Below are 23696 nucleotides of genomic sequence, written 5' to 3' on the forward strand. Positions count from 1 at the left end.
CCCCGTCCCGGGCGCGACCTCGACGCGGTCAGGTCGAGTCCGATTCCACGCCTGACTCACGACGCGCGAATCACCAATAGCCAAGTACCCAGCAGCCGACTCAGATAGCAACACCCACCCATGACATCCGATATCGACTTCACCGGCGTCTTCCCGGCCATGTGCACGCCGTTCGACGAGGACGAACGCATCGACTTCGAAACACTGCAGACCGACGCACAGCGACTCGAGAGCGCGGGCGTCGACGGACTCGTTCCCGTCGGCTCGACGGGCGAATCCGCGACCCTGACCCACGACGAACACGTCCGCGTCGTCGAGGCCGTCATCGAGGCCGTCGACGACGTCCCCGTCATCGCGGGCACCGGCTCGAACAACACCCGCGAGGCGCTCGAACTCTCCGAACGCGCCGCCGAGGCCGGCGCGGACGGGCTCCTGCTCATTTCGCCGTACTACAACAAGCCCGAACAGCGCGGACTCGTCGACCACTTCCGGACGATCGCCGACGCGGTCGATCTTCCGCAGATCGTCTACAACGTGCCCTCCCGGACGGGCCAGAACATCCAACCCGACACGGCCGTCGAACTCGCGAGCCACGAGAACATCGCGGGCTACAAGGCCGCCAGCGGCGACCTGGGCCAGATCGGCGAGATCGCCGAGCGCACGACGGACGAGGACTTCGCCGTCCTCTCGGGCGACGACGCGCTCACCTTGCCGACGATCGCCGTCGGCGGCACCGGCACGATCAGCGTCGCCGGGAACATCGAACCCGAACTCACCTGCGCGATGGTCGGCGCCGCACTCGACGGCGACTACGCACGCGCGCAGAGCATTCACCACGAACTCGGGCCGCTGTTCCGCGGACTGTTCGTCGAGACCAACCCGATCCCCGTCAAGGAGGCCATGGAGATCCGCGGCTACGGACCCGCGCGGATGCGGCCGCCGCTGACACGGCTCTCCGAGGAGTACCGCGAGGACCTCGAGGCCGTCCTCGCCGACCTCGAGCGCGAATCGACCGAGGTCGCCGATGCGAACCCGGAGGGTGATCGATGAGGGTACGGGTCGGCGTCACCGGCGCGACGGGCCGGATGGGCCGCGAAGTGATCGCCGCCGCGGCCGACCACACCGACTGCGAGGTCGTCTTCGCGGTCACCCGCGAGCCAGACGGCGAGACGGTCGACAGCATCGAGATCGAATCTTCCGGCGAGTTCGACTCGCTGGTCGTCGAGCGCGAACCCACCGTCGTGATCGACTTCACCGGTCCCGACTCCGCCGTCGACTATGCTGGAACCTGCGCCGACGCCGGCGTCGCCTTCGTCACGGGAACCACCGGTTTCGATGACGAAGGGCGCGAGGCGCTCGAGTCCGCGAGCGACGAGATCGCCGTCCTCCACGCACCGAACTTCGCCCGCGGGGTGCAGGCCCTGCTGAACGTCGTCGGCGAAGCCGTACAGAATCTGCCCGGCTACGATGTCGAACTCGTCGAGACCCACCACAACGCCAAACGCGACGCGCCGAGTGGCACCGCGAACCGGCTGCTCGAGGAGATCGAATCTTCCGGCGAGTTCTCCGGGCGCACGCACGGTCGCGAAGGCGAGGACCCGCGGGAGTCGGGCGAGATCGGCGTCCACGCGCTCCGTGCGGGCAACGTGACGGGCGAGCACGAAGTAATCCTCGCGGGCAACCACGAGGAGGTTCGACTCACCCACCGCGCCGAGGACCGCGGAGTCTTCGCCGCGGGCGCGGTCGACGCGGCGGTCTGGATCGCTGGACAAAAGGCGGGCCGCTACGACTTCGCGGACGTGATCAGCGAATGAGCACGCTCGAGACCGAGATCGACGAGCTGTGGGAGCGCAAACAGAACGACGACGTCAGCGTCGAGACCGCCGGCGAGGACGAGAAAGCGACGCTCGACGCCTTCCTCGACGCGCTCGAGGACGGCGAGATCCGCGCCGCGGAGAAACGCGGCGACAACTGGGCGGCCAACGAGTGGGTTAAACAGGGCATCCTGCTCAACTTCGGCCTGCGCGAGACCGTCCCCCGCGAGTACGGCGGCGTCACGTACAACGACGTCCTTCCGCTCGCGGACTCGAGCGAGTACGGCGCCCGCGGCAGTCGAAACACGCCCGACGGCACGGTCGTCCGCAAGGGTGCTCACATCGGCTCGGACTGCATCCTGATGAGTCCGGCGTTCGTCAACATCGGTGCCCACGTCGGCGACGGCACGCTCGTCGACTCCTGTGACACCGTCGGCTCCTGCGCCCAGATCGGCGCGAACGTCAAACTCGGCGCGAACACCCTTATTGGGGGGGTTCTCGAACCGGTCGAGGACGCCCCGGTCATCGTCGAGGACAACGTCTCCCTCGGCGCGGGCTGTCGCGTCACCTCGGGCTTCGTCGTCGGCGAGAACAGCGTCGTCGGCGAGAACACGCTGCTGACGCCGCGCATTCCCGTCTACGACCTCGTCGAGGACGAAGTGCTCTACGGCGAACTGCCCGCCGACCGCCGCGCGTTCACGCGGTTCGTCGAGTCCTCGGTCAGCGAGCACGCGCTGTTCGACGGCGGCGCCTACAAGCCGGCCGTCGTCGCCACGGATCTGGAGACGGAGACGCTCGAGGCGACCGAACGAGAGGACGCGCTGCGAGAGTAACGCCGAACGCCTCGATTGCACCCTCGTCCCGGCCGCACCGAATCCAAACCCTTGAATTCTCACGCTCACGTACACTGAACAATGACTACGCCCGCAGCGTCCCCGGCCGTCCGCCGCCTCGACGACTGGGACGCCGTCGACCTGTCCGCGCTTGTAGACGACTACGGCTCGCCGCTGTACGTCCTCGATCTCGAGCGCGTCCGCGAGAACTGCCACCGGATCCAGTCCGCGTTTCCGGACGCGGAGATCCTCTACGCCGTGAAGGCGAACGCTCTGGGAGACGTCCTCGAGACGCTCCACGAGGAAGGCGTCGGACTCGAGTGTGCCTCCGCCGGCGAGGTCGAGCGCGCGCTCGCGGCCATCGAGTCGAGCACCGGGGGCGATAGCTCGGGCGCGGACGTCCACTACACGGCCGTCAACCCGCCCGCGCGGGACCTCGACTGGGTCGTCGACGCCTGGAAAGATTACCCCGACCTGACGATCACCGTCGGGGCCGAGGACACCGTCGACCGACTCGAGGAACGCGGCTACGACGGCCGCCTCTGTCTCCGCGTGAATCCCGGAATCGGCGCCGGTCACCACGAAAAGGTCCAGACCGGTGCCAACGCGAAGTTCGGCGTCCCGGCGGAACGCGCGGCCGACGTGCTCACCGACGCCGCAGAGCGCGGCTTCGACGTCGTCGGCATCCACGCCCACGTGGGATCGGGCGTCTCGAGCGAGCAACTCGACGACCACCGGGAGTTCGTCGAACGGATGGGCGATCTGGCCCGAGCGGTGAGCGACGCGATCGCGGCCGTCGACGGCGACGGCCTCGAGTTCGTCGACGTCGGCGGCGGCTTCGGCGTTCCCTACCGCGACGAGGAGGAGCCCCTCGATCTCGAGGCGGTCGCCGAGGCGACGCGCGAGGCGATCGGCGAGGTCGACGCGCGGCTGACGATCGAACCCGGCCGCTACTTCGTCGCCGACGCGGGCGTCCTCCTGACGAAAGTCAACACGGTCAAGCAGGCCCGCGACACGCTCGCGGTCGGCGTCGACGCCGGAATGACGACCCTGCTCCGGCCCGCGATGTACGACGCCTTCCACCCGATCCGGAACCTGACGGCCGACTCGAGCGGCACCGATGCGAACGACAGCCACACCAGCCGCGAGATGCGGTCACAGACCATCACCGGCCCGATCTGCGAGAGCGGGGACGTGTTCTGTACCGACCGACGACTCCCGACGAGCGAGCGCGGCGACGTCCTCGCGATCGGGAACACGGGGGCCTACGGCTACGAGATGGCCAATCAGTACAACTCCCGGCCCCGGCCCGCCTCGGTCGTTCTCGAGAGCGACGGGGTTCGACTCGCACGCCGACGCGAGACGATCGACGACGTCACTCGGCTCGAGACCGAGCGCTCCGACCCGGCAAACGACGCCGGCGACGTCGGATCGAACGGGAACGCTGATACCGACGCGGACCGAGAAGCACATAACGACCACGATACTCGATAGCACGATGACTGTTCCATTTCAGAAGTACCACGGCACCGGCAACGACTTTCTAATTATCCACGCGGACGAGTACGTCCCCGATCGGGGGGCACTCGCCGTCCGCGAGTGCAATCGCGACGCCGGCGTCGGTGCCGACGGGATCCTCTATCTCGCCCTCGAGGAGAAGTTCAGGCCGCCACGCGTCGTGATGACGCTGGTCCAGCCCGACGGCTCGACGGCACCGATGTGCGGCAACGGCGCGCGTTGTGCCGCCGAGTGGGCCATGGATCGTACCGACACCGACAGCGTCATGATCGACACGCAGTCGGGCACCCTGCGCGCGGATCGGATCGACGGCGTGATCACCATCGAGATGGGGACGCCCACGTTCGATCCCGGCGATATCCCGGTGCGAGCGGACGAACCGGTCTTTGAGGAGGAGATCGACGGCCTCGAGGTGACGATGGTGAACACCGGCGTCCCACATGCCGTCGCGTTCGTCGACGACGTGGACGACGTCGACCTCGAGACGGTCGCGCCACCGGTTCGCCACGGCGACGCGTTCCCGAGGGGGACGAACGTCACGATCGCCAGCCCTGACGGCGACGGCGGCTTCGACCAGCGGACCTACGAGCGCGGTGTCGAAGCCGAGACGGACTCCTGCGGGACGGGCGCGGTCGCCATCGCCGTCGTCGCCCGCCGACTCGGTCTCACCGACGCCGATCCCGTCGCGGTACGACCGCCGGGTGGCGACCTGCAGGTCAGCTTCAACGACCGCGGGAACGCGACGCTCACCGGCCCCGTCGAACACGAGTTCGACGGCGAAGTCACGCCCGAATCGCCGGCCGAACTGTGAGCGGGGAGAGGATGAGCGAGAGCGAGAGCAAGCGACGACCGGGAACGACTGGAAACGGGGCCGAACGATGAGCGAGGATCGAGCACGGACGACGAACCGAGCGGTCGACGACGCCTTTGACCCCGTCGCCTTCCTGGAGACCGCAGTCCAGCACGCCTCCCACGAGGATGTCGAGCCGATGCGGACGTTTCTCTGTGAGACGCTCGAGGAGCGCGGCCACAGCCCGCGAATCGACGAGCACGGAAACGTGATCGCGACCCGCGGGCCGGCCGACGCCGACACCCACCTCGTGTTGAACACGCACATCGACACCGTCTCGCCGCACGTCCCGTTCGAGCGCGACGCGACCGGCGTCGAGGGCCGCGGCGAAGCCGAGACCGGCGACGTGATCCGAGGCCGCGGCTCCTGTGACGCGAAGGGGCCGCTCGCCGCGTTGCTGTCGGCGTTTTTCGCCGTCGATCCCGCGAGCGCGACCGGCCGCGTCACGCTCGCGATCACGCCCGACGAGGAGGTGCTCTCGATCGGCGCGTACGAACTGGTGTCGGGCGCGGAGTCGCCGACCCGAGACGCCGACGCGGTGATCGTCGGCGAGCCGACGAACCTCGACGTCTGTACGGCCGCGAAGGGACGGTTTCAGGGGACGATCCACCTGACCGGCGCGAACGCCCACGCCGCCGAACCGGAGACGGGAATCAACGCCGTCGCCGCGCTCGAGTCCGTCCTCGCGGCGATCCGAACGTTCGACGACCGAGACGACGCGCCGCCGGCCCACCCGCAACTCGGCGCGGCGACGCTCACGCCGACCGTCGTCGAGGGCGGCGCGGCCACGAACCAGGTTCCGGCCGACTGCGCGCTAACGGTCGATCGGCGGAGCGTGCCGCCCGAAACGGCCGACGAGTTCCACGCGGCGCTCACCGAGCAGTTGCGGGCCGCCGTCCCCGACGACGTGGGCCTCGAGTTTCGCTTCACGGACCGGTCCACGCCGTTTCTCGAGGCCTGGGACACCGATCCCGACGAACGAATCGTCGAGGTCCTCGCGTCCGCTTCCGGCGGGGACGTTCGGCCCTTCGCCGCTGCCACCGAGGCCTCCTACTTCGCTGCGGATGCGCCGACCATCGTTTTCGGTCCGGGCGTGCTCGCGGACGACGAGGGAGCCGTCGCGCACGCGCCGCGGGAGTACGTGCGTGTCGACGCGGTCCGCGAGGCGGCGCGGGCGCTCGAGGAGACGGTGCGCTCGGTCGTCGAGTGAGAGTCGGCCGCGTTCGCGGAGCGACGGCGCTCCTTCGTCGTGAGAACGGTTGGTTCGCTGCGAGCGACCGCGTCGCTACCACTTGATGGAGATATAGAGGAGGGCGATCATGCCCAAAATTGCCACGACGAAGAGGGCGGCGGTCGCGATTTCCGGGAAGAGGTACTCGACTATCGCATCGCTCATACCGCCGATTCGGAACAGTCGGCCAAAGCCGTGTTGATATCGGCCCGTCGACGGCCCTCCACACCAACACCGGATCGGACTCGAGGCGACCGGTCCTCGACCGCTCCGATCGGACGATTTTTATCGGCGCTGGGTAATGTAGACAGCAACCCGTGTCCCTCGCTGTCGCCGCTGCGCTGTGCCCCCTCGCAATTGTCGGGGGAGATTCGACGCTCGTCGCGGCCCAGTCGGTCGGCGGCGTCGATCTCCGCCGACCGCTCGCCGTCGCCGTCGGCTGGACGGCCCTCACGCTCGTCGTCGGCGGAACGCTGCTGGCGGGATTCGCGTCGCCGATTCAGGCAATTCGGGACGACGTCCTCGAGCGGCCGGATCTGGCGTTCGCGACCGGCTTTCTCGTCTTCTTCGCGCCGCTGGTCGTCGCCTCGCTGCCGCTGTTCGTCCTCACCTACGTCGCCGACCATCCAGTGGTGCTCGGGGTCGGCGCGCTCGTCACGCTTCCGGCCTTGCTCGTCGGCGGCGCGCTGTTGCTCGTCGGCGGGACGATCGGTGCACTCGTCGTCGGCGATCGAATCGCCGGCAGTTTCGCGACCGGGACGCCGTCGAGCGGGCGATCGCTTGTGGTCGGATCGGTCGTTCTCGGCGCGAGTCAGCTCGTTCCGGTCGTCGGCACGCTGGTCGCGATCGGAGTTGCAACCGTCGGAACCGGCGCGCTCGTTCGACGGCGGTTCGATCCCTGGAGCGGCGACGACGAGCGCGCCCAGTTGCGTGACGAACAGCCCCGAGCGAACGTGACAGCCGCTACTTCGACCGGCAGCCGGGAAACGGCCGAGCCGGACGAAGCCGCCGCCCGGTCCTCGAGCGAGACCGAGAGCGGTGGTACTGTGCCCGAACGTGACTCATCGACAGCGCTGGCTGGACGGGCTGACAGTGGATCAAACGATCAGCATCGGCCGGAACGACGGTGGTCCGACGGGGATCTCGCTTCGGACGGAAGGGACCGTCCGGACGACGGCTGGACCGTCGACGACTGGGAGTGGGATATCGACACCGACGGGGAGTGCGACGAGGACGATCGAGCCTCGGAGACCGACCGGTAGCAGCGTTCGCGACGCCGAGCAACTCGCCTCAGACGGTTTGCTGTACCGATTTACCGGTGGGATCGCAGAACGGATCGCGGTCCCGCCGAAAATGACTTACAGTAGACAGTATCAGACGTACTCGAGGAAGTTCACGAGGTAGACGACCGCGTTGAACAGGCCGTGGACCAGCGCGGGGACGACCAGGTTGTCGGAGAGTTCGTAGAGGACTCCGAGGTAGAGCCCCAGCGTCGTGACCGTGCCAAGACTCACGAGAACGGCCCCGAGATCCTCGCCCAGATAGGCGGGGAAGTGGACGATGCCGAAGACGAGCGACGCGAGAATGACGGCCACGACCGTCGGGAACGTCTCGCCGAGACGCGACTGGACGACGCCCCGATAGAGCAGTTCTTCGCCGGGTCCGGTGAGAAAGATGGCGATCGGAACCCCGAGCAACAGCAGTACGGGGTACTCTCGCCCCCGTTCGATTCCGGAGTGGGTCGTCCCCTGGCCACCAGTTCCGAGCGGGTCGAACAACTCGACGACGAACTGGTAGCCCATGGCGACGGTGAACGCACCGACCAGGCCAACCGCGATCCAGCTCAGATCCCGAATCGTGGGGTTGCGAATCCGGAGGAACTCGAGGACGAACGCCGAGTCGAACCCCCGGCGACGAACGATCAGATACGTCAGGGCGAGTCCGCCGGCGCCGACGACGTTGAACGCGACCGACGAGGCGAGCTGGTGGATCGTCGCGTCGTCGTACCCGAGGACGAGCAGCTGCACCTCGACCCCGAGCGTCGCGGAGAGTCCGGTGAACCAGCCGCCGATTGCGAGCGCGAGACAGAGGACGACGGCCCGCACGCTCGGCGGAATCGACGCGGGAATCGATCGGTTCGAAGACACACGACTCCGTACTCTCCAGCGATAGAAATAGGTACTGACACGTCGAGGTGACGCGCGGTATTCGACGACCGGACGCGACCGAATCTGCGGCGAGGGTACCCCCGGTGTCCGCGTTCGCGACCGCGACTCGTCACTCGCGCTCGAGGACGATCACGCCGGCGAGGATCGACGCGCCGCCGGCGACGGTCGCGACGGTGACCGGTTCCGCGAACAGCGCCGCGCCGAGGACGACCGTGACCGGCGGTTCGGCGGTGCTGACGATACTCGCACGGCTGGCGCCGATGTACCGCAGCCCGGCGAAAAACGCCACGACGGGAATCGCGGTCGCGATGACGGCGATACTGAGCAGAATCGCCCACGCCGACGGCGCCGTGGGAATCGCGAGTTGACCGGTGGCCGTCCCGATGCCGACGAACGACGCCCCGGCGGCGGGCAACACGTACGCGGTCAGGACCAGCGGATCGACCGCCTCGAGCACCGCCCGCGAGCCGGTGATGTAGCAGGCGTAGGCCAGCGCGGCGCCAAGGACGACGACCACGCCGACGAGCGACGCACCCGCCGGGTTCGCGCCGGTGACGAGGACAATGCCGCCGAAGGCCAGACACAGCGCCAGCAGCATGGCTCGGCTGATTCGCTCGCCGATCGTGAGGACCGCGAGAATCACGACGAACGCCGGGTAGGTGTAGAGGACGATCGCGACCAGTCCGGCGGTCATGTACTCCAGACCGAGAAAGTAGAGCCCGCTCTGTGCCGTGTAGCCGACGCCGCCGAGCGCGAGCGCGATCGTCAGCGGTCGCCCGCGGAGGATCGTCGCCTCCCCTCGCCACGCGAGAACGGCCCAGATCACCAGCCCGGCGAGCAGAAACCGAAAGACGAGCACGGTCGGAATCGACAGCCCCGCCCGCTGGGCATAGATTCCGAAGATGCCGAGCGTTCCGAACCCGATCGCGGAGACGAGGATCAGCGCGATACCGACGTGTTCGGGCTCGAACGATCGGTGAGAAAGATATTCAGGCATGCCAAATCCAGTCGCTGACTCGCAGTACCGCGTATCGGCTTACAAAAACTCCGATACACGCGTCTCGCGGGCCGTGGCGAGTCGGATCGCAAAAGTGGCTGCTCGAGACCGCGCGACGACTACTCGAGGTCGTCCACTAACTCGCTCGCGACGCCGGTGTAGCCCGCCGGCGTCAGCGCGTGGAGTTCCTCGCGGACGTCTTCGTCGACCTCGAGGTCGTCGAACATCCCGCGGAAATCCTCGAGCGTGACGTCCTTGCCCCGCGTGACGGCTTTGACGCGCTCGTAGGCGTCCGCCTGCCCCTCGCGGCGGAGGATCGTCTGGACGGCCTCGCCGATGATCTCGGGGGTTGACTCGAGCTCCTCGCGCATGACCTGCTCGGTGGGGACGACCTTCGAGAGGCCCGACGCAGTCTTGCCGTAGCCGATCAGGCAGTGGGCGAAGGCGGCGCCGATGTTGCGCTTGACGGTCGAGTCCGAGAGGTCGCGCTGGAGCCGCGAGGTGGTGATGTAGTCGGCGAGGAAGGTGAGATCCGAGTTCGCCTTCGAGAGGTTCCCCTCGCTGTTCTCGAAGTCGATCGGGTTGACCTTGTGGGGCATCGTCGAGGAGCCGGTCTCGCCCTCGACGGCCTCCTGGCCGAGGTAGCGATCGGAGACGTAGAGCCACATATCGAGATCGAGGTCGAGCAGGACCTCGTTCGCCCCGCGGAAGGCGTCGAAGACGCTCGCGAGGTCGTCGCAGGGGTTGACCTGCGTCGTGAGGGGTTCGAACTCGAGACCCAGCTCGGTGACGAACGCCTCCGCGAACGTCGGCCAGTCGACGTCGGGGTAGGCCGCGTGGTGGGCCGCGTACGTGCCCGACGCGCCGCCGAGCTTTCCGCGGAGTTCGTCCGTCGCCCGCCGAATGCGGCCCGTCGCGCGTCCGAGGCGGGCGGCGTAGACGGCCATCTCCTTGCCGAACGTGGTCGGCGTCGCGGGCTGGCCGTGGGTCCGAGCGAGCATCGGGAGGTCGCGATAGTCGCGGGCCATCTCGGCGAGCGTCTCGCGGACCTCGTACAGCTCCGGCAGGAGCACCTCGTCGACGGCGTCGCGGACGAGCAGTCGGTGCGCGAGGTTGTTCACGTCCTCGCTGGTCAATCCGAAGTGGATCCAGGCCGAGGCGTCGCTGTCCTCGGGAAGCCGGTGGCGAACGAAGTACTCGACGGCCTTGACATCGTGGTTGGTCGCCTCGAACTCGGCGTAGCCTTCCGTCTCGAGGGTCTTGATCAACCGTGCGTCCTCCTCGGCGAAGTGCTGGTAGAGGCCGCGGAGGTGTTCGCGCTCGCCGTCGTTGATTTCGAGCGGCGTCGCCTCGAGATCCGCGAGGGCGATCAGGTACTCGACTTCGACGCGGACGCGAGCCCGCATGAGCGCGGCCTCGCTGGCGTACGGCGACAGCGGCGCGGTCCGGCTGCCGTAGCGGCCGTCCAGCGGCGAGACGGCGTACAAAGCGTTCGTGTCGGTCATTGGGCGAGCCTTCCCGCACGCGGTCCAAAAGCGTGTCGAAACGCGGGCCGCGCGGGGCCACGAGTATGCATATCTCGAGGAGACCGTACGGAAATACTGCCGTTATGATACACGAACGTGGATATCTTGGTGGCCGAGACCGCAACCACTTTGCCCCTCGCGGGCGCGGGTTCGATCATGACGCGAATCGCCGGGATGGCCGGCAACCGAGGGCGAAACCTGTTGAACATCGCCGACCGCGCGCCGGGCGCGGCCGAACTCGCGGTCGTACTGACGAACAACGCCGACGCGCCGGTGCTCGATGCCGCCGCGGAGAGGGGGATTCCGACCGAAGTCGTTCCGCTCGAGGACGGGATGAGTCGAGCGGACCACGAGGAAGCCGTACTCGAGGCCCTCGCCGACTACGAGTTCGATCTCGTCTGTCTCGACGGCTACATGCGCATCCTCTCGGACACCTTCCTTTCCGAGGCCCCGACGACGCTGAACGTCCACCCCTCCTTGCTGCCCGCGTTCCCCGGGATGGACGCCTGGGGCGACGCGCTCGAGGCGAACGTCTCGGTGACGGGCTGTACGGTTCACGTCGTCACCGACGCGACCGACGACGAGGGCGAGGTCGTCGACAACGAGGTCGACGGCGGTCCCATCGTCACCCAGGAGCCGATCCCGGTCTACGAGGGCGACGACGAGGAAAATCTCAAAGAGCGCGTCCTCTACGAGGGCGAGTTCCGCGCGTACCCGCGGGCCGTGAAGTGGTTCGCCGAGGGGAGCGTCGATGTTGATCTCGAGGCGGGCGAGGTTTCGGTCGAGAGCGATGTTGCGAGTACCGACGGAGACGATCACGATGGACTCCCCGCCCGACGATTCGTCTCCGACGACCGCGCCGACACCCTCCGCTACGGGGAGAACCCCCACCAGGATGCCGCGGTCTACGCCGACTACACCGCGGACGAGGCCAGCGTCGTCCACGCCGACCAGTTGAACGAGGGCGCGAAGGCGCTGTCGTACAACAACTACAACGACGCCGACGGCGCGCTCAATCTGATCAAGGAGTTCGACGAGCCGGCGGCCGCGGTGATCAAGCACACCAATCCGGCGGGCTGTGCGACCGCGGACGACCTCACCGAAGCCTACGAGAAGGCCCTCTCGACGGATCCGATGAGCGCCTTCGGCGGCATCGTCGCGCTCAACCGGGAGTGTGACGCCGCGACGGCAGAGCGGATCATCGACTCGTTCAAAGAGGTCGTCGTCGCGCCCGGCTACAGCGAGGACGCGCTCGAGGTCCTCTTCGAAAAGGACAATCTGCGTGTGCTGGATGTCGGCGAACTCGGCGAGCGAACGGAACGCTTCACCGAGAAGCCGCTCGTCGGCGGCCGACTCGTCCAGGAACGCGACCTGCAGTCGATTACAGTCGACGACCTCGAGGTCGTCACCGAGCGCGAGCCGAGCGAGGAGGAACTCGAGTCGATGGTGTTCGCCTGGCAGACGCTCAAACACGTCAAATCCAACGGGATCCTCTTTACGAAGGGGACCGAGACGGTCGGCGTCGGGATGGGACAGGTCTCCCGCGTCGACGCGGTTCGGCTCGCGGCGATGAAAGCCGACGAGCACGCGGAGGGGAAAGACGCCGAGGGCGCCGTCATGGCCTCGGACGCGTTCTTCCCGTTCCCGGACGGCATCGAGGAGGCCGCGAAGGCGGGCATCAAGGCGGTCGTCCAGCCCGGCGGCTCGGTCAACGACGACGACGTGATCGAGGCCGCGGACGAACACGGGATCGCGATGGCGTTTACGGGTCAACGGTCCTTCCGTCACGATTAACATCTGCGAACGAACGAAGTGAGTGAGCAGCTTTTTGGTCTCTTCGCGAACGGAGTGAGCGAAGGTCAGCGAGAGCTGTGCTCTCGCCAGACAGATTTTTGCGCGAGGGTGAGCGAAGCGAACCCGAGCGGAAAAAGGTGGATCTACGATGGCGTTTACGGGTCAACGGTCGTTTAGACACGACTGATACGGTCTGTTGTACCGATTGACCGGTGTCCTCGCAGAACGGTCGGGTTGCAGCGGCACTGACTTCCAACGGTCCGTTTGAACGGGAGCGAGATCGCGTCATTCGGCGGGTCCGGCACAGCTGATACGACTGCGTCAACTCGAGAGCCAGGTCAGAGTTCGATGGTCGCTTCGTGGCGGTACGTATCCGCAGGGAGGTCCGAACCCAGCAGGGAACCAGTTGACGAGAGCGCCGTCGACACCTCGAGTATCGGCGTCGAACCGTTGCCGCACATCTCGAATATCGACGGCGAACCGTTGCTGCACACCTCGAAACCGCCGGTGTACCCCATCGCGACCGCAGGAGCCTCGTCAATAGTCGGGAACTCGTGGGTCGTTCTGGTGGGCTCCGTCTCCCTCGACGGCTCCCCGATCCGATCGCGGTCGTCGAATACTCCGAGTGTCAGGGCGCCGAGCGTCGCGAATTCGTCGACCGGACACGGCGATCGCTCGGCATCCAGCGTCACGTGTTCGAGCCCGTTGCGAATGACCGGAACCAGTTCGTACTGATTGAGATCCGGCTCGATCTCGTCGAGTGCGTCGTAGACGGCGTCGCTATCGGAGAGGTCCGCGCGGCTGTCAAACGCGTTCGGGTAGCGCTCGAGGAGCGAATTGGGGTCGCTTGCCGCTATCCCCCGTAAGTACGGGCGCCGAAACTGTGTCTCGTCGGTTCCGGCAGCGACGGTTATCTCGAACGAATCGATCGCACCGCCGTCCAGACACGACGCGTCGGTGTCGTCCCCGCCAGGGACCGCGACGAAAAGGACGGCGAGGTCGTATCGGTTCGTGTCGGGGAATCCCGTGTGTTCGGCGACGGAGATCACCTGTTCGACGTACGCCCCGTCCTCCGTCCACCGCCGCTTGTGGGCCTGTGACGTCTCACCTTCAACGACGTCACTCGTCCCGGTATCCGGGCCGTGTGTCTCCTCGAGCGCGCTACACCCGGCGAGGCCGACCGTCGCTGCCGTCGCGCTCGTGAGGAGATAGGTTCGCCTGTTCATTGTTTCCGTATCGGTAATCCAGTATACTACCTCTTGTTACCCGAAACGATTATCCAGGGCGACGACAACATTGGACAGACGTTTTCGAAATCTCACCCGTGGCTCGCCTTAAGTCGCGCATAGAGACGGGAGCCGATGCGAACGACGCCGAGACTGAGACAGTAATAGAATCCGAGCAAGACGAGGAATACCGTTGCCTGCCCGAGGCCGGGAACCACGAAGAGGACGTCGAGTCCGAGCGGTTCGAACACCAGCGATCGGATGGCGGAGACGGGGGCATAGACGAGCAGCCGGAACAGCACCTCGAGTTCGGAGAGGATCACGTCGGGAAGGGGAATCGGTTGTCGGAACGAGAAGGCCGTGAGCAAGATCGGCACGGCTGCGAGGCACAGAAACACGGTCAGCACGGGATGGGTTCGCAGCCAGTTTGCGACACGCTCGAGTCGACTCACGGTAGTTAGTAGGATCGTTGACAGCAAAACAGTTTCGACTTTCGGAATGAGGAGTGGAAGATTCATATAGGATCACCGATAACTATTCGGTATGTCGCTGCCCTCCCATCCGACCCTCTCCCGGAGACGACTGCTCGCAGGAGCGGGTGCCGGCCTCTCAACGCTGACTGTGTGGGGTCTCTCGCCGCTCGTCACGAGCGGATCGCTCCCGGAGGAATCGCCGGAAATCGTCGGCCATCGCGGCGCGGAAGGGCTCGCACCGCCGAATACGATGGCCGCCATCCAGCGCGCCCTCGAGGTCGGCGTCGACGGGATCGAACTCGACGTCCGGCAGACCAGGGACGGCGAACTCCTCCTCTTTCACGACCCCGTGCTGGACTGGGACTCGAACGGACGCGGCTGGATTCGGAACACGCCGTGGGCGGACATTCAGGGGGCGGAGATCGACGGCGAACCGCTGATCAGGCTCGAGCCGGCGCTCGAGCGACTCGCCGAGACGGACGTCTCGATCTACCTCGAAGTGAAGGAGACGGGGGACACCGAGGCGATCCTCGAGACGGTCGACGGCTACGGACTGCTCGATCGGACGACGATCATCGGCTTCGACGCGGCCGCGCTCGAACCGGCGCGGAGTCGCGGCGTCTCGACGGGACTGGTCGGCTCGGCACCGACGTCACAGTTGGCGACCGCAGCCGCCGACTGCGGGGCCGACGTCGCGTTCTGTCATTACGCGCCGCATCTCGCGACGGCGTTCATCGACGAGGTTCGCGCTGACGATCGCGTCGCGGGCATCTGGAAACTGGTCGATACGGAGGGGAGCATCCGCGACGCCCTCGAGGCCGGCCCGGACGTGTTAGTGACGAACCGTCCCGACTACGCGCTCGAGATACTGGGTCCCGCCGAGTGACACGAGTAGCGGACCCTGGTCCTCACTCGAGCGCATCGAAAGGCCGACCCGACTCTCCCCGGCGACAGAAATTCAGACGCCAAACCGACGTGAGAGTGGTCTCCGTGTCCGACAGCCGTAGCTTTTGGCACCCCTAAACCGAACCATTTTTATGACTTTAGGCAGGCCTAAAAGCATGGATACCGCACGAACGCTCGGTCGAACCAGACGGCAGGTGCTCGCGACGAGCCTCGCGGTCGGCAGCGCGACGATCGCCGGCTGCGGCAGCGGCACCGAACGCGAAGAGTCGAACAACGGCGACGCGGAATCCGGAGAACCGTACTCGGTGACCGTGGCGCACCTCGGCGACGTCGAGTTCGACGCCGTTCCCGAGAACGTCTTCGTCACGTTTCCACAGTACGCGGACATGCTGGTCGCGCTCGGCCACGGCGAGGCAGCGAACACGCTGTTCTCACCCGAGATGGCCGGCCCCACCATGAACATGTTTTACGATCACCTCGAGGGCGTCGACTTCGAGTGGGAGCACCTGTCGAACCCGCTCGAACACGGCCTCGTCGAGGAACAGCTCTACGACCTCGACAGCGACGTACACCTCCTCGATCCGTCGTACGTGCTGACGACCGAAGGCGACTGGGAAGAGTCCGACATCGACGAGATCGCCGAGACGATCGGACCCTGGGTCGGGAGCTTCCACAGTGGCGTTCACAGCGATCCGGCGGACGCGTACGCCGACGACTACGAGTACGATACGCTCTGGGAACTCTTCGGGACGATCGCGGACGTCTTTCAGGAACGCGACCGGTACGAGGCGCTCGAGGCAGTGTACGACGATCTTCGAACCCGCATCGAGTCAGCCCTCCCGTCCGAGGACGAGCGGCCGACGGCCGCGCGGGTGACCCTCGGAGAAGACGAGTTTTACACCTACCACCTCAACGCGCCCGGGTTCTGGCAGGCGGACACGCGGCCGCTCGGCGCGGACGACGCGCTCGCCGACTACGACTGGTCAGGTGACTGGGGCGTCCTCGACTACGAGGCGATGGCCGAGGCCGATCCCGACATCATCCTCCACCTCTGGGGGATCACCCCGCAGTACGACATCGAGTCCGTGCGCGACCAACTCGAGGCCCACCCCATTGGGAGCGATCTCACGGCAGTCGAGAACGACCGCGTCGTCGCCGGCGGGATGCGCTATCAGGGGCCGCTGATGAACTTCTTCCAACTCGAGATGACGGCGAAGCAGCTCTACCCCGAGCAGTTCGGCGAGTGGCCCGGCTACGTCCCCGGCGCGGGGTATCCCGAGATACCGGCCGACGAGCAGCTGTTCGACCGACAGCGCGTCGCGGATATCGTCACCGGATCGTCCTGAGTCGGCTGTCGCATCGGATGGGACTGGACTACTCGTACGCTTCGGCGACGAACGCGTCGTAGAACTCGGCGGGGAGATGCTGTCGCTCCCACTCGCGCCGTCGTTCCTCGGCGATGCTGGTCGACCAGACGGTCAACACGGCGAGAAACGCGGCCACTCCGGGTACCACGACGAGCAGCGTCGTGGCCAGCGGTTCTACGAGGACCAGTCCGACGAACCGCGAGACGAGCCCGCTCACGTCGGGACCGAACAGGACCCAGCGAGCGACGAACGGCGCGGCGACGACGATCGCGATCGGATAGACGAGGTTCAGGACCGGACCCCCGTAGCCGCGCACGAACGCGAGGCCGAAGTACGTCCAGACGGCGACCGACGCGACGGCGCCGCCGACGCGCTGTTCGGTGATGCTCGCCTCGGTCGCCAGCGCGTCGAGGTTGCCGAAGACGGCCGCGACGGTCCCGAAGTAGACGGCGAGGCAGAGCGCCAGCCCGCCGACCACCGTCAGGGCGTGCTGGCCCCGGCTCTGGGCGGCGAAACTCGAGAGGCCGAGCGGACGCTCCATCGTCCGATTCGACGGCTGAGGTCCTGTTGAAACTTGTGAGTCGTCCCGAAAACGACCGGCAGAAAACCGAATGCGAAATTCGAAAGCGTTGATCAGTCGTCGGCGGGGACAGTCGTCGTTCGTCGCGCGTCGGCCATCGCGAGGACGTCGTCGAAGAAGCCGAGGGTGTCCTCCGGACCGGGGTTGGCTTCGGGGTGGTACTGGCGGGTGATGACGTCGTAGTCGACGCCGTCGATCCCCTCCGGTGTGTCGTCGTTGACGTTGATTTGCGTGATCTCGAGGTGCTCGCCGGGGTCGGCGACGGTGTAGCCGTGGTTCTGCGTCGTCATGACGACCTGACCCGACTCGAGGTCGAGGACGGGCTGGTTGACGCCGCGGTGACCGAAGGTCATCTTCTCGGTGGTGCCGCCGAGCGCTTCGGCGACGATCTGTTGGCCGAGACAGATGCCGGCGACGGGCATGTCCTCGACGAACGCTTCGACGATCGAGATGGCGTGCTCGTAGTTCGCGGGGTCGCCGGGGCCGTTCGAGATGAACAGGATGTCGGGGTCGACGGCCTCGACGTCGGCGACGCTCGCGTCGTGTGGCAGGACGTGGACCGTCGCGTCGCGGGCGACCAGCGAATCGACGATCGAGCCCTTCGCGCCGCAGTCGACCAGCGCGACGGTGTCGCCGTCGTTGTCCGCGCCGTGGACGACCGGTTCGTCGACGCTAACCTGCGCACCGATCTCGGTGTGCTCGCTCATGCCCTTGCACTGTTCGAGTTCGGCCAGGGCGTCTTCCTCGGTGACGTCCTCGCCGACGGCGATCCCGCACTTCATAGCGCCGCCGTCTCGGATGTCGGTGACGACCTCGCGGGTGTCGAGGTGGTCGACTGCGGGGACGCCCTCGCTTGCGAGCCACTCGGCGACGTCTTCGGTGAGTTCCTTCGCGAGGACGGCACGTGGGTGGACGCGATCGGACTCGAACCGCTCTTTTCGGACGCCGTAGTTTCCGATCAGCGGGTACGAGAAGGTCAGGATCTGTTCCTCGTAGGACGGATCCGTGAGACTCTCCTCGTATCCGGTGTATGCCGTCGTGAAAACGAGTTCGCCACGAGCCGTTCCCGGAGCGCGACCACGTCCCTCGATTACGTGGCCCCCCTCCAGTGCAACGTAGGCAGCTGTCATTACGATCTACGTATTGGATCGACCAGCATAAGTGTTGTCTTCGAAGCTGAGTTACGAAATTCGTAATCGGTAAGTGCCGGTCGCGCGTAGGTACGGATCTCCATGGACGACCTGGACCGCCAGATCCTCGATATGCTCCGGCGAGACGCCCGAACGCCCTACACCGAGATCGCCGACGAAGTTGGGACGAGCGAGGGGACCGTCCGCAACCGCGTCGAGCGGATGATGGACGAAAACATCATCGAACGCTTTACCATCTCGACGCACACGGGCAACGTCAAAGCGATGCTCGAGGTCGGCGTCGCCGTCGACGTCGACACGAAGGCCGTCTCCGAGCGGATCGCCGAGTGGGAGGAAGTCGACTTCGTCTGGATGGTCTCGGGCGAACAGGACATCGTCCTCGTGGTCGACGCCGCGGACACGCGCGGGGTGAACGACCTCATCACGAAAGCCCGCGATCAGGAGGAGGTCGTGAGCACGAAGACGCGACTGATCCTCGACGAGGAACTCGGCTGATTCGCGCTCGAGTCGACAGTCGCCCGACGCGAGCCAGGCGATCCCTCTACTCCGCACCCGACTCCCGGTTGTATCGGTTGTACAGCGTCCGGCCGGTCTCGACCAGTTTCCAGGTCGGTCCGGTGCCGCGCTCCCAGTAGATGTTGGGGAGCAGTTGCCCGCCGAACTCCTCTTTGAACGAGAAACCCCCGTCCTCGAAGTCCGCGCCCCCACCCCCGAAGTCGTAGGTCTCGTAGCCCTCGTCGATGGACCACTGGAACAGGTAATCGTAGAGCCGTTCCGACGCGTGATACTCGAAATATTCGGAGGGAACGGCGCTGAAGAAGCCGTGAACGGTGTCTTGTTCGTCGTTGAGCAATTCCATGAATCCGCCGGCGTACTCGCCCTCGATGTAGAGTTCCAGCAGGAGGATTCGATCCTCCATGTTCACCAACTGCTCGAAGAACTCGAACGGGTAGACCGTGCCGCCGACGCTCTCCATGTGCCGTTCGTACTTCTCGTGGAAGCGCTTCAGCGTCGACCGCGTGAGGTCCGCTTCGACGATCTCGTGGTCGGTCTCGCGGCCACGCCGGATGGCCCGACGTTTCGAACTGTCCATCTCCTCGAAGATGTCGTCGTAGTCTTTCTCGAGGTTCATCACGAACCGACCGCCGACACGACTGGAGTCGTACCCCTCGGCCTCCATGAAGTCGTTGTACCGGAGGAAGTTCGTGTTCGAGGCCCGAATCTCGTGGACGATCGTCGGGTTGTCGCAGAGTTCGGGCACCACGTCGAGGATCTTCGACAGCGATTCGGAGACGTCAGTCGTCAGAAGCGGGCCGCCGAATCCGGGATAAATCGACGTCAGTTTGTAGAACGGCGTCTTCGGAATCTCGACGACGAAGTTAGGAAACACGCCGATCGGATTCGTGTCCTTCTCCACGACGATGTGTCTGGCCGGATACTCGAGGCCCGTTTCGATCGCCTCGATCCACTCGTAGCGATGAAAGACCGTGCCGAGTTCGGCGCGTTCGACGACGTCGTTCCACCGATCCCGATCCATCACACGCACCGTGTCGATGGCGTTTACAGTAAGGCCCGATTGGTCGTCCGACATCGTCTGGACGGTCCCCGTGGTAGTTTCGTCGCGGTTCGATTGTGCACTCTCTGTGACTTGCTGGGCCATCTATCGTTTAGACGCCCGTTCAGGAGGTGGTTAAGTTATTTTAGCCTACAGCCATACATTATCGAACGGGAGCGTCTGTATTCCGCCCGTAATTAGGCCGCGTAAACCGCTCTCATCGAACCCGTTAGCGACGTATTTCGGCTGCAGGCGAAAGAATTTTAATTATCAGCGTGATGCTCGGCACGCTGTGAGACGGTACTAGAGTACATCGCTCCTGGGCCCGCACAGTCCGGCGTTTCTGGCGGAGGCAGTGAACGCTGAAGTCGTGGTACTGGCTCACTAGTCAGAATGCCCACCGATTCACGGGTTGGCGATCGGTCGATAGCGGCCGTCGGTTTCGCGAGCACGTCGTTCGGGCGTTTTCGCTCGCGGATTCGCCGATAGCCGCACCGGAGCAGTTCGTCGACCGCACGTCGGCGACGCGCGGTTCGACGCGTCCGTCGCGGATAGCCTCGACGACCGGATTCGGGGGCGACTGGGTCTGCGTCGACCGGCGTGTAAGCCCGCCTTACTTCGAACGGGACGTCAGCGAAGCGATCGGTCTGACGCTGCTTCCCCGGGAGGGATGAGCGACGATCGCCGCACAACCCCGTTTGTCAATCGGCGCGACGGTCGGGACGGCGGCAGCCCCGTTCGAGACGAAGAGGCGACCGTTCCAAATGATGACGGTCGACAGCCGACGGCTGATCGGGCTTTCGAGGCGGATCGCGAGTCGGGGGAGATCGCCCCGACCGCCGAGCGTCACTCAGTCCGTCGACGCGTCGTCGCCGGGCGGCGTTCCGACGCCCGGCGTCGGTCGCTCGATCGCGTCGATCACTCGCTTGCGGCGGTGGATCGTCCGATAGCCCCGCCGGAGGAGGCGGTCGAACGGCGAGCGGGAGACCCGCGCGCTCACCCGCCCGTCGCGGATCGCGTCGACGACCGCCTCGGGCGTGAGTCGATCGGCATCGACGATCGTGTACGCCCGCCCGACTTCGAACGGGTAGTGGGCGTCGCTGCCGCCGACCAGCGGGAGGTCTCGATCGGCGGCCAACTCCTCGACGAGCGGTTGCGAACGCGGGTGTTTACCGTTGACCTCGATCGCGTCGAACGGGACGTCCTCGAGTTCCCGGACGGTACTGTTGCGAAAGGGGTGGGCGACGATAGCGGCGCAGCCGCGGTCGTGGGCCAATCGGACCGCCTCGCCCGGCGAGAGGGACCCCGGTTCCGTCTCCGTGGGTGGATCCGGACCGACGACGAGGACGTGGCCGCGGTCGGTCGTGATCTCGATTCCGGGCAGCGTCTCGGCGCCGATGGACGGATCGAACGGCGTGTAGTAATCGTGGTTGGTCATAGCGACGCCGTCGAGACCGCGGCGCCCGGCCATCGCGGCGAGCAGTCGGACGCCGAGGGGGTCGAACCGATCGCCGAGCGATCGCCGACCGTGGAAGAACCGCGTGTGTGCATGGAGGTCGACCGCGTACATGGGAAGGCAAACGCCGGGCAGACTCTTTTGCCTGCGGCCGGCACAGTCTGTAGTATGAGACCCGACGGTGGGAGCGATCGCGTTCTCGTTCTCAACCCCGTGAGCGGGAGCGGCGACCACGTCGACGACGTCGTCGAACTGGCGAACGAACACGGGTTCGAGATTCGACGGACCGAGGCGGGCGGCGACGCAAAGCGGTTCGCCCGTGACGCCGCACCCGATGCCGACCTCGTCGCCGCGGCCGGGGGCGACGGAACGATCAACGCCGTCGTAAACGGCGTCACCGCCGCCGACGCGCTGGAATCGACGACCGTCGCGGTCGTTCCCGCCGGGACGGGCAACAACTTCGCGACGAACGTCGGTGTCCGGAGTATCGAACACGCGTTCGAGGTGATCGAAAACGGTCGGCGGCGGCGGATCGACCTCGGGATCGCGGACGATCGGATCTTCGTCAACTCCTGCGTCGGCGGCGTGACCGCCGAAGCCAGCGGCGAAACGTCTTCGGAGAGCAAAGCGGAATTGGGCGTACTCGCGTACGTGAAAAAAACCCTCGAGACGGTCGGCTCGTTCGAATCGCTTCCGCTGCGAGTGGAGACGGCCGCGGGACCGAACGGAGAGCGAGCGCGAGCGTGGGATGGCAACGCGCTGTTCGTCCTCATCGGGAACTGTCGACGGTTCACCGGTGCGCGAACCGCACAGGCGAACGTCGAGGACGGCCTGCTCGAGGTGACGATCGTCGAGGACGCCGCGGCCATCGACCTGCTCAGCGGCGCGGCGCTCGAGGGTCTGTTCGATCGCGACAGCGACTGTATCACGACCCGGCGGGCGCCGTCGCTCGAGATCGAGAGTCGCCGGGACGCCGTCGAGTACAGTCTGGACGGCGAGATGCTCGAGACCGAACGGTTGCACCTCGAAACGAACCGGACCGCACTCGAGATCGCCGTCGGCGAGGAGTATCGATCGGACCCCGACGAGGAGGGGGAGCGGTGGCCGTTCGAGTCGTGAACGTGACCGACTCGAGTCAGTCATTCGACCGTCAGTCGGGCGGAGACCGTCGGAAGCCGATACTGGTTTCAAGCGCGTCTACGATTGTGCTGATATGACTACGACGCGGGACGACGTTCCCCACGAGAACGCCGAACAGGACGTGATCGCCGTCGACGCGGACGACACCGAACTCGAGACCGTCAACCGTCTCGACGCCCACACCGGGGACGGGATTCGCCACCGAGCGTTCACCTCGCTCGTCTTCGACGGCCAGGGGAACGTGTTGCTCGCCCAGCGCGCACCCGGCAAGCGCCTCTGGGGAACCTACTGGGACGGCACCGTCGCCTCCCACCCCGTCGAGGGCCAGAGCCAGGAGGAAGCCACCCGCGAACGACTCGAGGAGGAGTTGGGAATCGCTCCCGACCAGTACGACGATCTGCGACTCACCGACCGATTCGAGTACAAGCGCTACTTCGAGAACGCGGGCGTCGAACACGAAGTCTGTGCCGTGTTGAAGCTGACGCTGTCGGACCACAGCCTCGACCCGGACGAGGAGGAGGTCGCGGGCCTCATGTGGGTGCCCTACGAGCGGCTCCACTCGAACCCCGAGTGGTACCGACAGCTCCGACTCTGTCCGTGGTTCGAGATCGCGATGCGGCGGGATATTCGGGCGGAGTAACTTTCGACCCGGAAGAGTACCCTCTCGTCAGTCAGGCACTCGACGCGTGATAACAAGCAACAAGGCTTATACGACCCCACTTCGTAGCCTCGGCTGAGGACCGACGAAATCGGTCCGTGTGACGCAATGACCTCCCCACAACCGGAAACAGAGACGTACGAAGTCACGCTTTCCAGCGACGAGCAGTGGGTCGTCCACGCGCTCCTCGCGAGTGAAATCGACGACGCCATCGACGACAACGAGACGCCGCCCGCGTGGGCACTCGAGCTATTCGACGCGCTCGAGGCCGGCGACGGGACGACGGTACTTTCGGGCTATCAGGCGCGACGGCTCGTCGACGCGATGACTGCGTACGTCGGCGGTTCGGACGCCCCCGAACAGGACGTCGTCCACGGATCGGCCGTCGTCGAGCGGCTCGAGGACCGACTCGAGTCGCAAGAGTCAATTCAGTAACCCACGGCCTGGGCCACC

General features: G+C 66.0%; 23 protein-coding genes. 14 read left to right on the forward strand and 9 right to left on the reverse strand.

The annotated features are described in order from the left end of the window. The first annotated feature begins 120 nt into the window (after nt 1-120). The 7 genes from dapA (at nt 121) to ACSFC5_RS14920 (ending at nt 7508) form a co-directional block, all read left to right on the forward strand. Nucleotides 121-1050 (forward strand): 4-hydroxy-tetrahydrodipicolinate synthase, encoded by a 930-nt coding sequence (gene dapA / locus ACSFC5_RS14890; RefSeq protein WP_440766023.1) that lies wholly within the window; start codon nt 121-123, stop codon nt 1048-1050. Further along, a complete protein-coding gene (gene dapB / locus ACSFC5_RS14895; RefSeq protein WP_440766024.1) occupies nt 1047-1814 on the forward strand; it encodes a 4-hydroxy-tetrahydrodipicolinate reductase in 768 nt (255 codons plus the stop codon). Before dapA ends, dapB begins: the two co-directional genes overlap by 4 nt. Next, on the forward strand, nt 1811-2647 hold the full coding sequence (locus ACSFC5_RS14900; RefSeq protein ID WP_440766025.1) for a 2,3,4,5-tetrahydropyridine-2,6-dicarboxylate N-succinyltransferase: 837 nt from the start codon (nt 1811-1813) through the stop codon (nt 2645-2647). The genes dapB and ACSFC5_RS14900 overlap by 4 nt, the downstream gene beginning before the upstream one ends. 81 nt (nt 2648-2728) lie before the next feature. Continuing rightward, a complete protein-coding gene (lysA, locus tag ACSFC5_RS14905) occupies nt 2729-4141 on the forward strand; it encodes a diaminopimelate decarboxylase (protein WP_440766026.1) in 1413 nt (470 codons plus the stop codon). Nucleotides 4142-4145: 4 nt separating this feature from the next. Next, nucleotides 4146-4976 carry a diaminopimelate epimerase gene (gene dapF / locus ACSFC5_RS14910; protein WP_440766027.1) on the forward strand — a complete coding sequence of 277 codons (831 nt, stop codon included), beginning with the start codon at nt 4146-4148 and terminating at the stop codon, nt 4974-4976. 67 nt (nt 4977-5043) lie between these two features. Continuing rightward, on the forward strand, nt 5044-6225 hold the full coding sequence (locus tag ACSFC5_RS14915; protein ID WP_440766028.1) for a M20 family metallopeptidase: 1182 nt from the start codon (nt 5044-5046) through the stop codon (nt 6223-6225). 338 nt (nt 6226-6563) lie between these two features. Next, complete coding sequence (locus ACSFC5_RS14920) at nt 6564-7508, forward strand: DUF8173 domain-containing protein (protein ID WP_440766029.1); 945 nt, start codon at nt 6564-6566, stop codon at nt 7506-7508. A gap of 111 nt (nt 7509-7619) precedes the next feature. Here the strand turns inward: ACSFC5_RS14920 and ACSFC5_RS14925 are convergent, their stop codons facing one another. From ACSFC5_RS14925 to purB, 3 genes are all read right to left on the reverse strand, one after another. Next, nucleotides 7620-8393 carry a CPBP family intramembrane glutamic endopeptidase gene (locus ACSFC5_RS14925; RefSeq protein ID WP_440766030.1) on the reverse strand — a complete coding sequence of 258 codons (774 nt, stop codon included), beginning with the start codon at nt 8391-8393 and terminating at the stop codon, nt 7620-7622. A 130-nt stretch (nt 8394-8523) separates the two neighbouring features. Continuing rightward, on the reverse strand, nt 8524-9411 hold the full coding sequence (locus ACSFC5_RS14930) for a DMT family transporter (protein ID WP_440766031.1): 888 nt from the start codon (nt 9409-9411) through the stop codon (nt 8524-8526). A gap of 119 nt (nt 9412-9530) precedes the next feature. Beyond that, complete coding sequence (gene purB / locus ACSFC5_RS14935; RefSeq protein ID WP_440766032.1) at nt 9531-10916, reverse strand: adenylosuccinate lyase; 1386 nt, start codon at nt 10914-10916, stop codon at nt 9531-9533. A 177-nt stretch (nt 10917-11093) separates the two neighbouring features. Between purB and purH the strand changes: the two genes are divergently transcribed. After that, nucleotides 11094-12731 carry a bifunctional phosphoribosylaminoimidazolecarboxamide formyltransferase/IMP cyclohydrolase gene (purH, locus tag ACSFC5_RS14940; protein ID WP_440766033.1) on the forward strand — a complete coding sequence of 546 codons (1638 nt, stop codon included), beginning with the start codon at nt 11094-11096 and terminating at the stop codon, nt 12729-12731. A gap of 338 nt (nt 12732-13069) precedes the next feature. On the opposite strand, the gene ACSFC5_RS14945 is transcribed toward purH, so the two are convergent. Both ACSFC5_RS14945 and ACSFC5_RS14950 read right to left on the reverse strand, forming a co-directional pair. Beyond that, nucleotides 13070-13957: a hypothetical protein gene (locus ACSFC5_RS14945; protein ID WP_440766034.1), complete on the reverse strand. Its 888-nt coding sequence runs from the start codon at nt 13955-13957 to the stop codon at nt 13070-13072. A 92-nt stretch (nt 13958-14049) separates the two neighbouring features. After that, nucleotides 14050-14409, reverse strand: a complete 360-nt coding sequence (locus ACSFC5_RS14950) for a hypothetical protein (RefSeq protein WP_440766035.1) — start codon at nt 14407-14409, stop codon at nt 14050-14052. Between the two features lie 91 nt (nt 14410-14500). On the opposite strand from ACSFC5_RS14950, the gene ACSFC5_RS14955 reads away from it, so the two are divergent. Both ACSFC5_RS14955 and ACSFC5_RS14960 read left to right on the forward strand, forming a co-directional pair. Then, a complete protein-coding gene (locus tag ACSFC5_RS14955; RefSeq protein WP_440766036.1) occupies nt 14501-15316 on the forward strand; it encodes a glycerophosphodiester phosphodiesterase in 816 nt (271 codons plus the stop codon). Between the two features lie 175 nt (nt 15317-15491). Then, a complete protein-coding gene (locus tag ACSFC5_RS14960) occupies nt 15492-16682 on the forward strand; it encodes an ABC transporter substrate-binding protein (protein WP_440766037.1) in 1191 nt (396 codons plus the stop codon). Between the two features lie 28 nt (nt 16683-16710). On the opposite strand, the gene ACSFC5_RS14965 is transcribed toward ACSFC5_RS14960, so the two are convergent. Next, on the reverse strand, nt 16711-17244 hold the full coding sequence (locus ACSFC5_RS14965) for a hypothetical protein (protein ID WP_440766038.1): 534 nt from the start codon (nt 17242-17244) through the stop codon (nt 16711-16713). A 92-nt stretch (nt 17245-17336) separates the two neighbouring features. Beyond that, entirely contained in the window at nt 17337-18413 is a 1077-nt protein-coding gene (gene carA, locus ACSFC5_RS14970; RefSeq protein WP_440766039.1) for a glutamine-hydrolyzing carbamoyl-phosphate synthase small subunit, read from the reverse strand. Between the two features lie 102 nt (nt 18414-18515). Between carA and ACSFC5_RS14975 the strand changes: the two genes are divergently transcribed. After that, complete coding sequence (locus ACSFC5_RS14975) at nt 18516-18929, forward strand: Lrp/AsnC family transcriptional regulator (RefSeq protein WP_440766040.1); 414 nt, start codon at nt 18516-18518, stop codon at nt 18927-18929. Nucleotides 18930-18975: 46 nt separating this feature from the next. On the opposite strand, the gene ACSFC5_RS14980 is transcribed toward ACSFC5_RS14975, so the two are convergent. Next, nucleotides 18976-20094 carry a GNAT family N-acetyltransferase gene (locus tag ACSFC5_RS14980; RefSeq protein ID WP_440766041.1) on the reverse strand — a complete coding sequence of 373 codons (1119 nt, stop codon included), beginning with the start codon at nt 20092-20094 and terminating at the stop codon, nt 18976-18978. Between the two features lie 745 nt (nt 20095-20839). Continuing rightward, the gene (locus ACSFC5_RS14985; RefSeq protein ID WP_440766042.1) at nt 20840-21559 is read right to left on the reverse strand and encodes a PHP domain-containing protein; all 720 of its coding nucleotides are present in this window, start codon (nt 21557-21559) and stop codon (nt 20840-20842) included. A 54-nt stretch (nt 21560-21613) separates the two neighbouring features. On the opposite strand from ACSFC5_RS14985, the gene ACSFC5_RS14990 reads away from it, so the two are divergent. From ACSFC5_RS14990 to ACSFC5_RS15000, 3 genes are all read left to right on the forward strand, one after another. Further along, nucleotides 21614-22564, forward strand: coding sequence for a diacylglycerol/lipid kinase family protein (locus tag ACSFC5_RS14990; RefSeq protein ID WP_440766043.1), 951 nt, complete (start codon nt 21614-21616; stop codon nt 22562-22564). 94 nt (nt 22565-22658) lie between these two features. Then, entirely contained in the window at nt 22659-23225 is a 567-nt protein-coding gene (locus ACSFC5_RS14995) for an NUDIX hydrolase (RefSeq protein ID WP_440766044.1), read from the forward strand. A 126-nt stretch (nt 23226-23351) separates the two neighbouring features. Continuing rightward, on the forward strand, nt 23352-23678 hold the full coding sequence (locus ACSFC5_RS15000; protein WP_440766045.1) for a DUF7853 family protein: 327 nt from the start codon (nt 23352-23354) through the stop codon (nt 23676-23678). The last annotated feature ends 18 nt before the right edge of the window (nt 23679-23696 follow it).

The sequence above is a fragment of the Natronorubrum marinum genome (assembly GCF_052040125.1).
GTDB lineage: Archaea > Halobacteriota > Halobacteria > Halobacteriales > Natrialbaceae > Natronorubrum.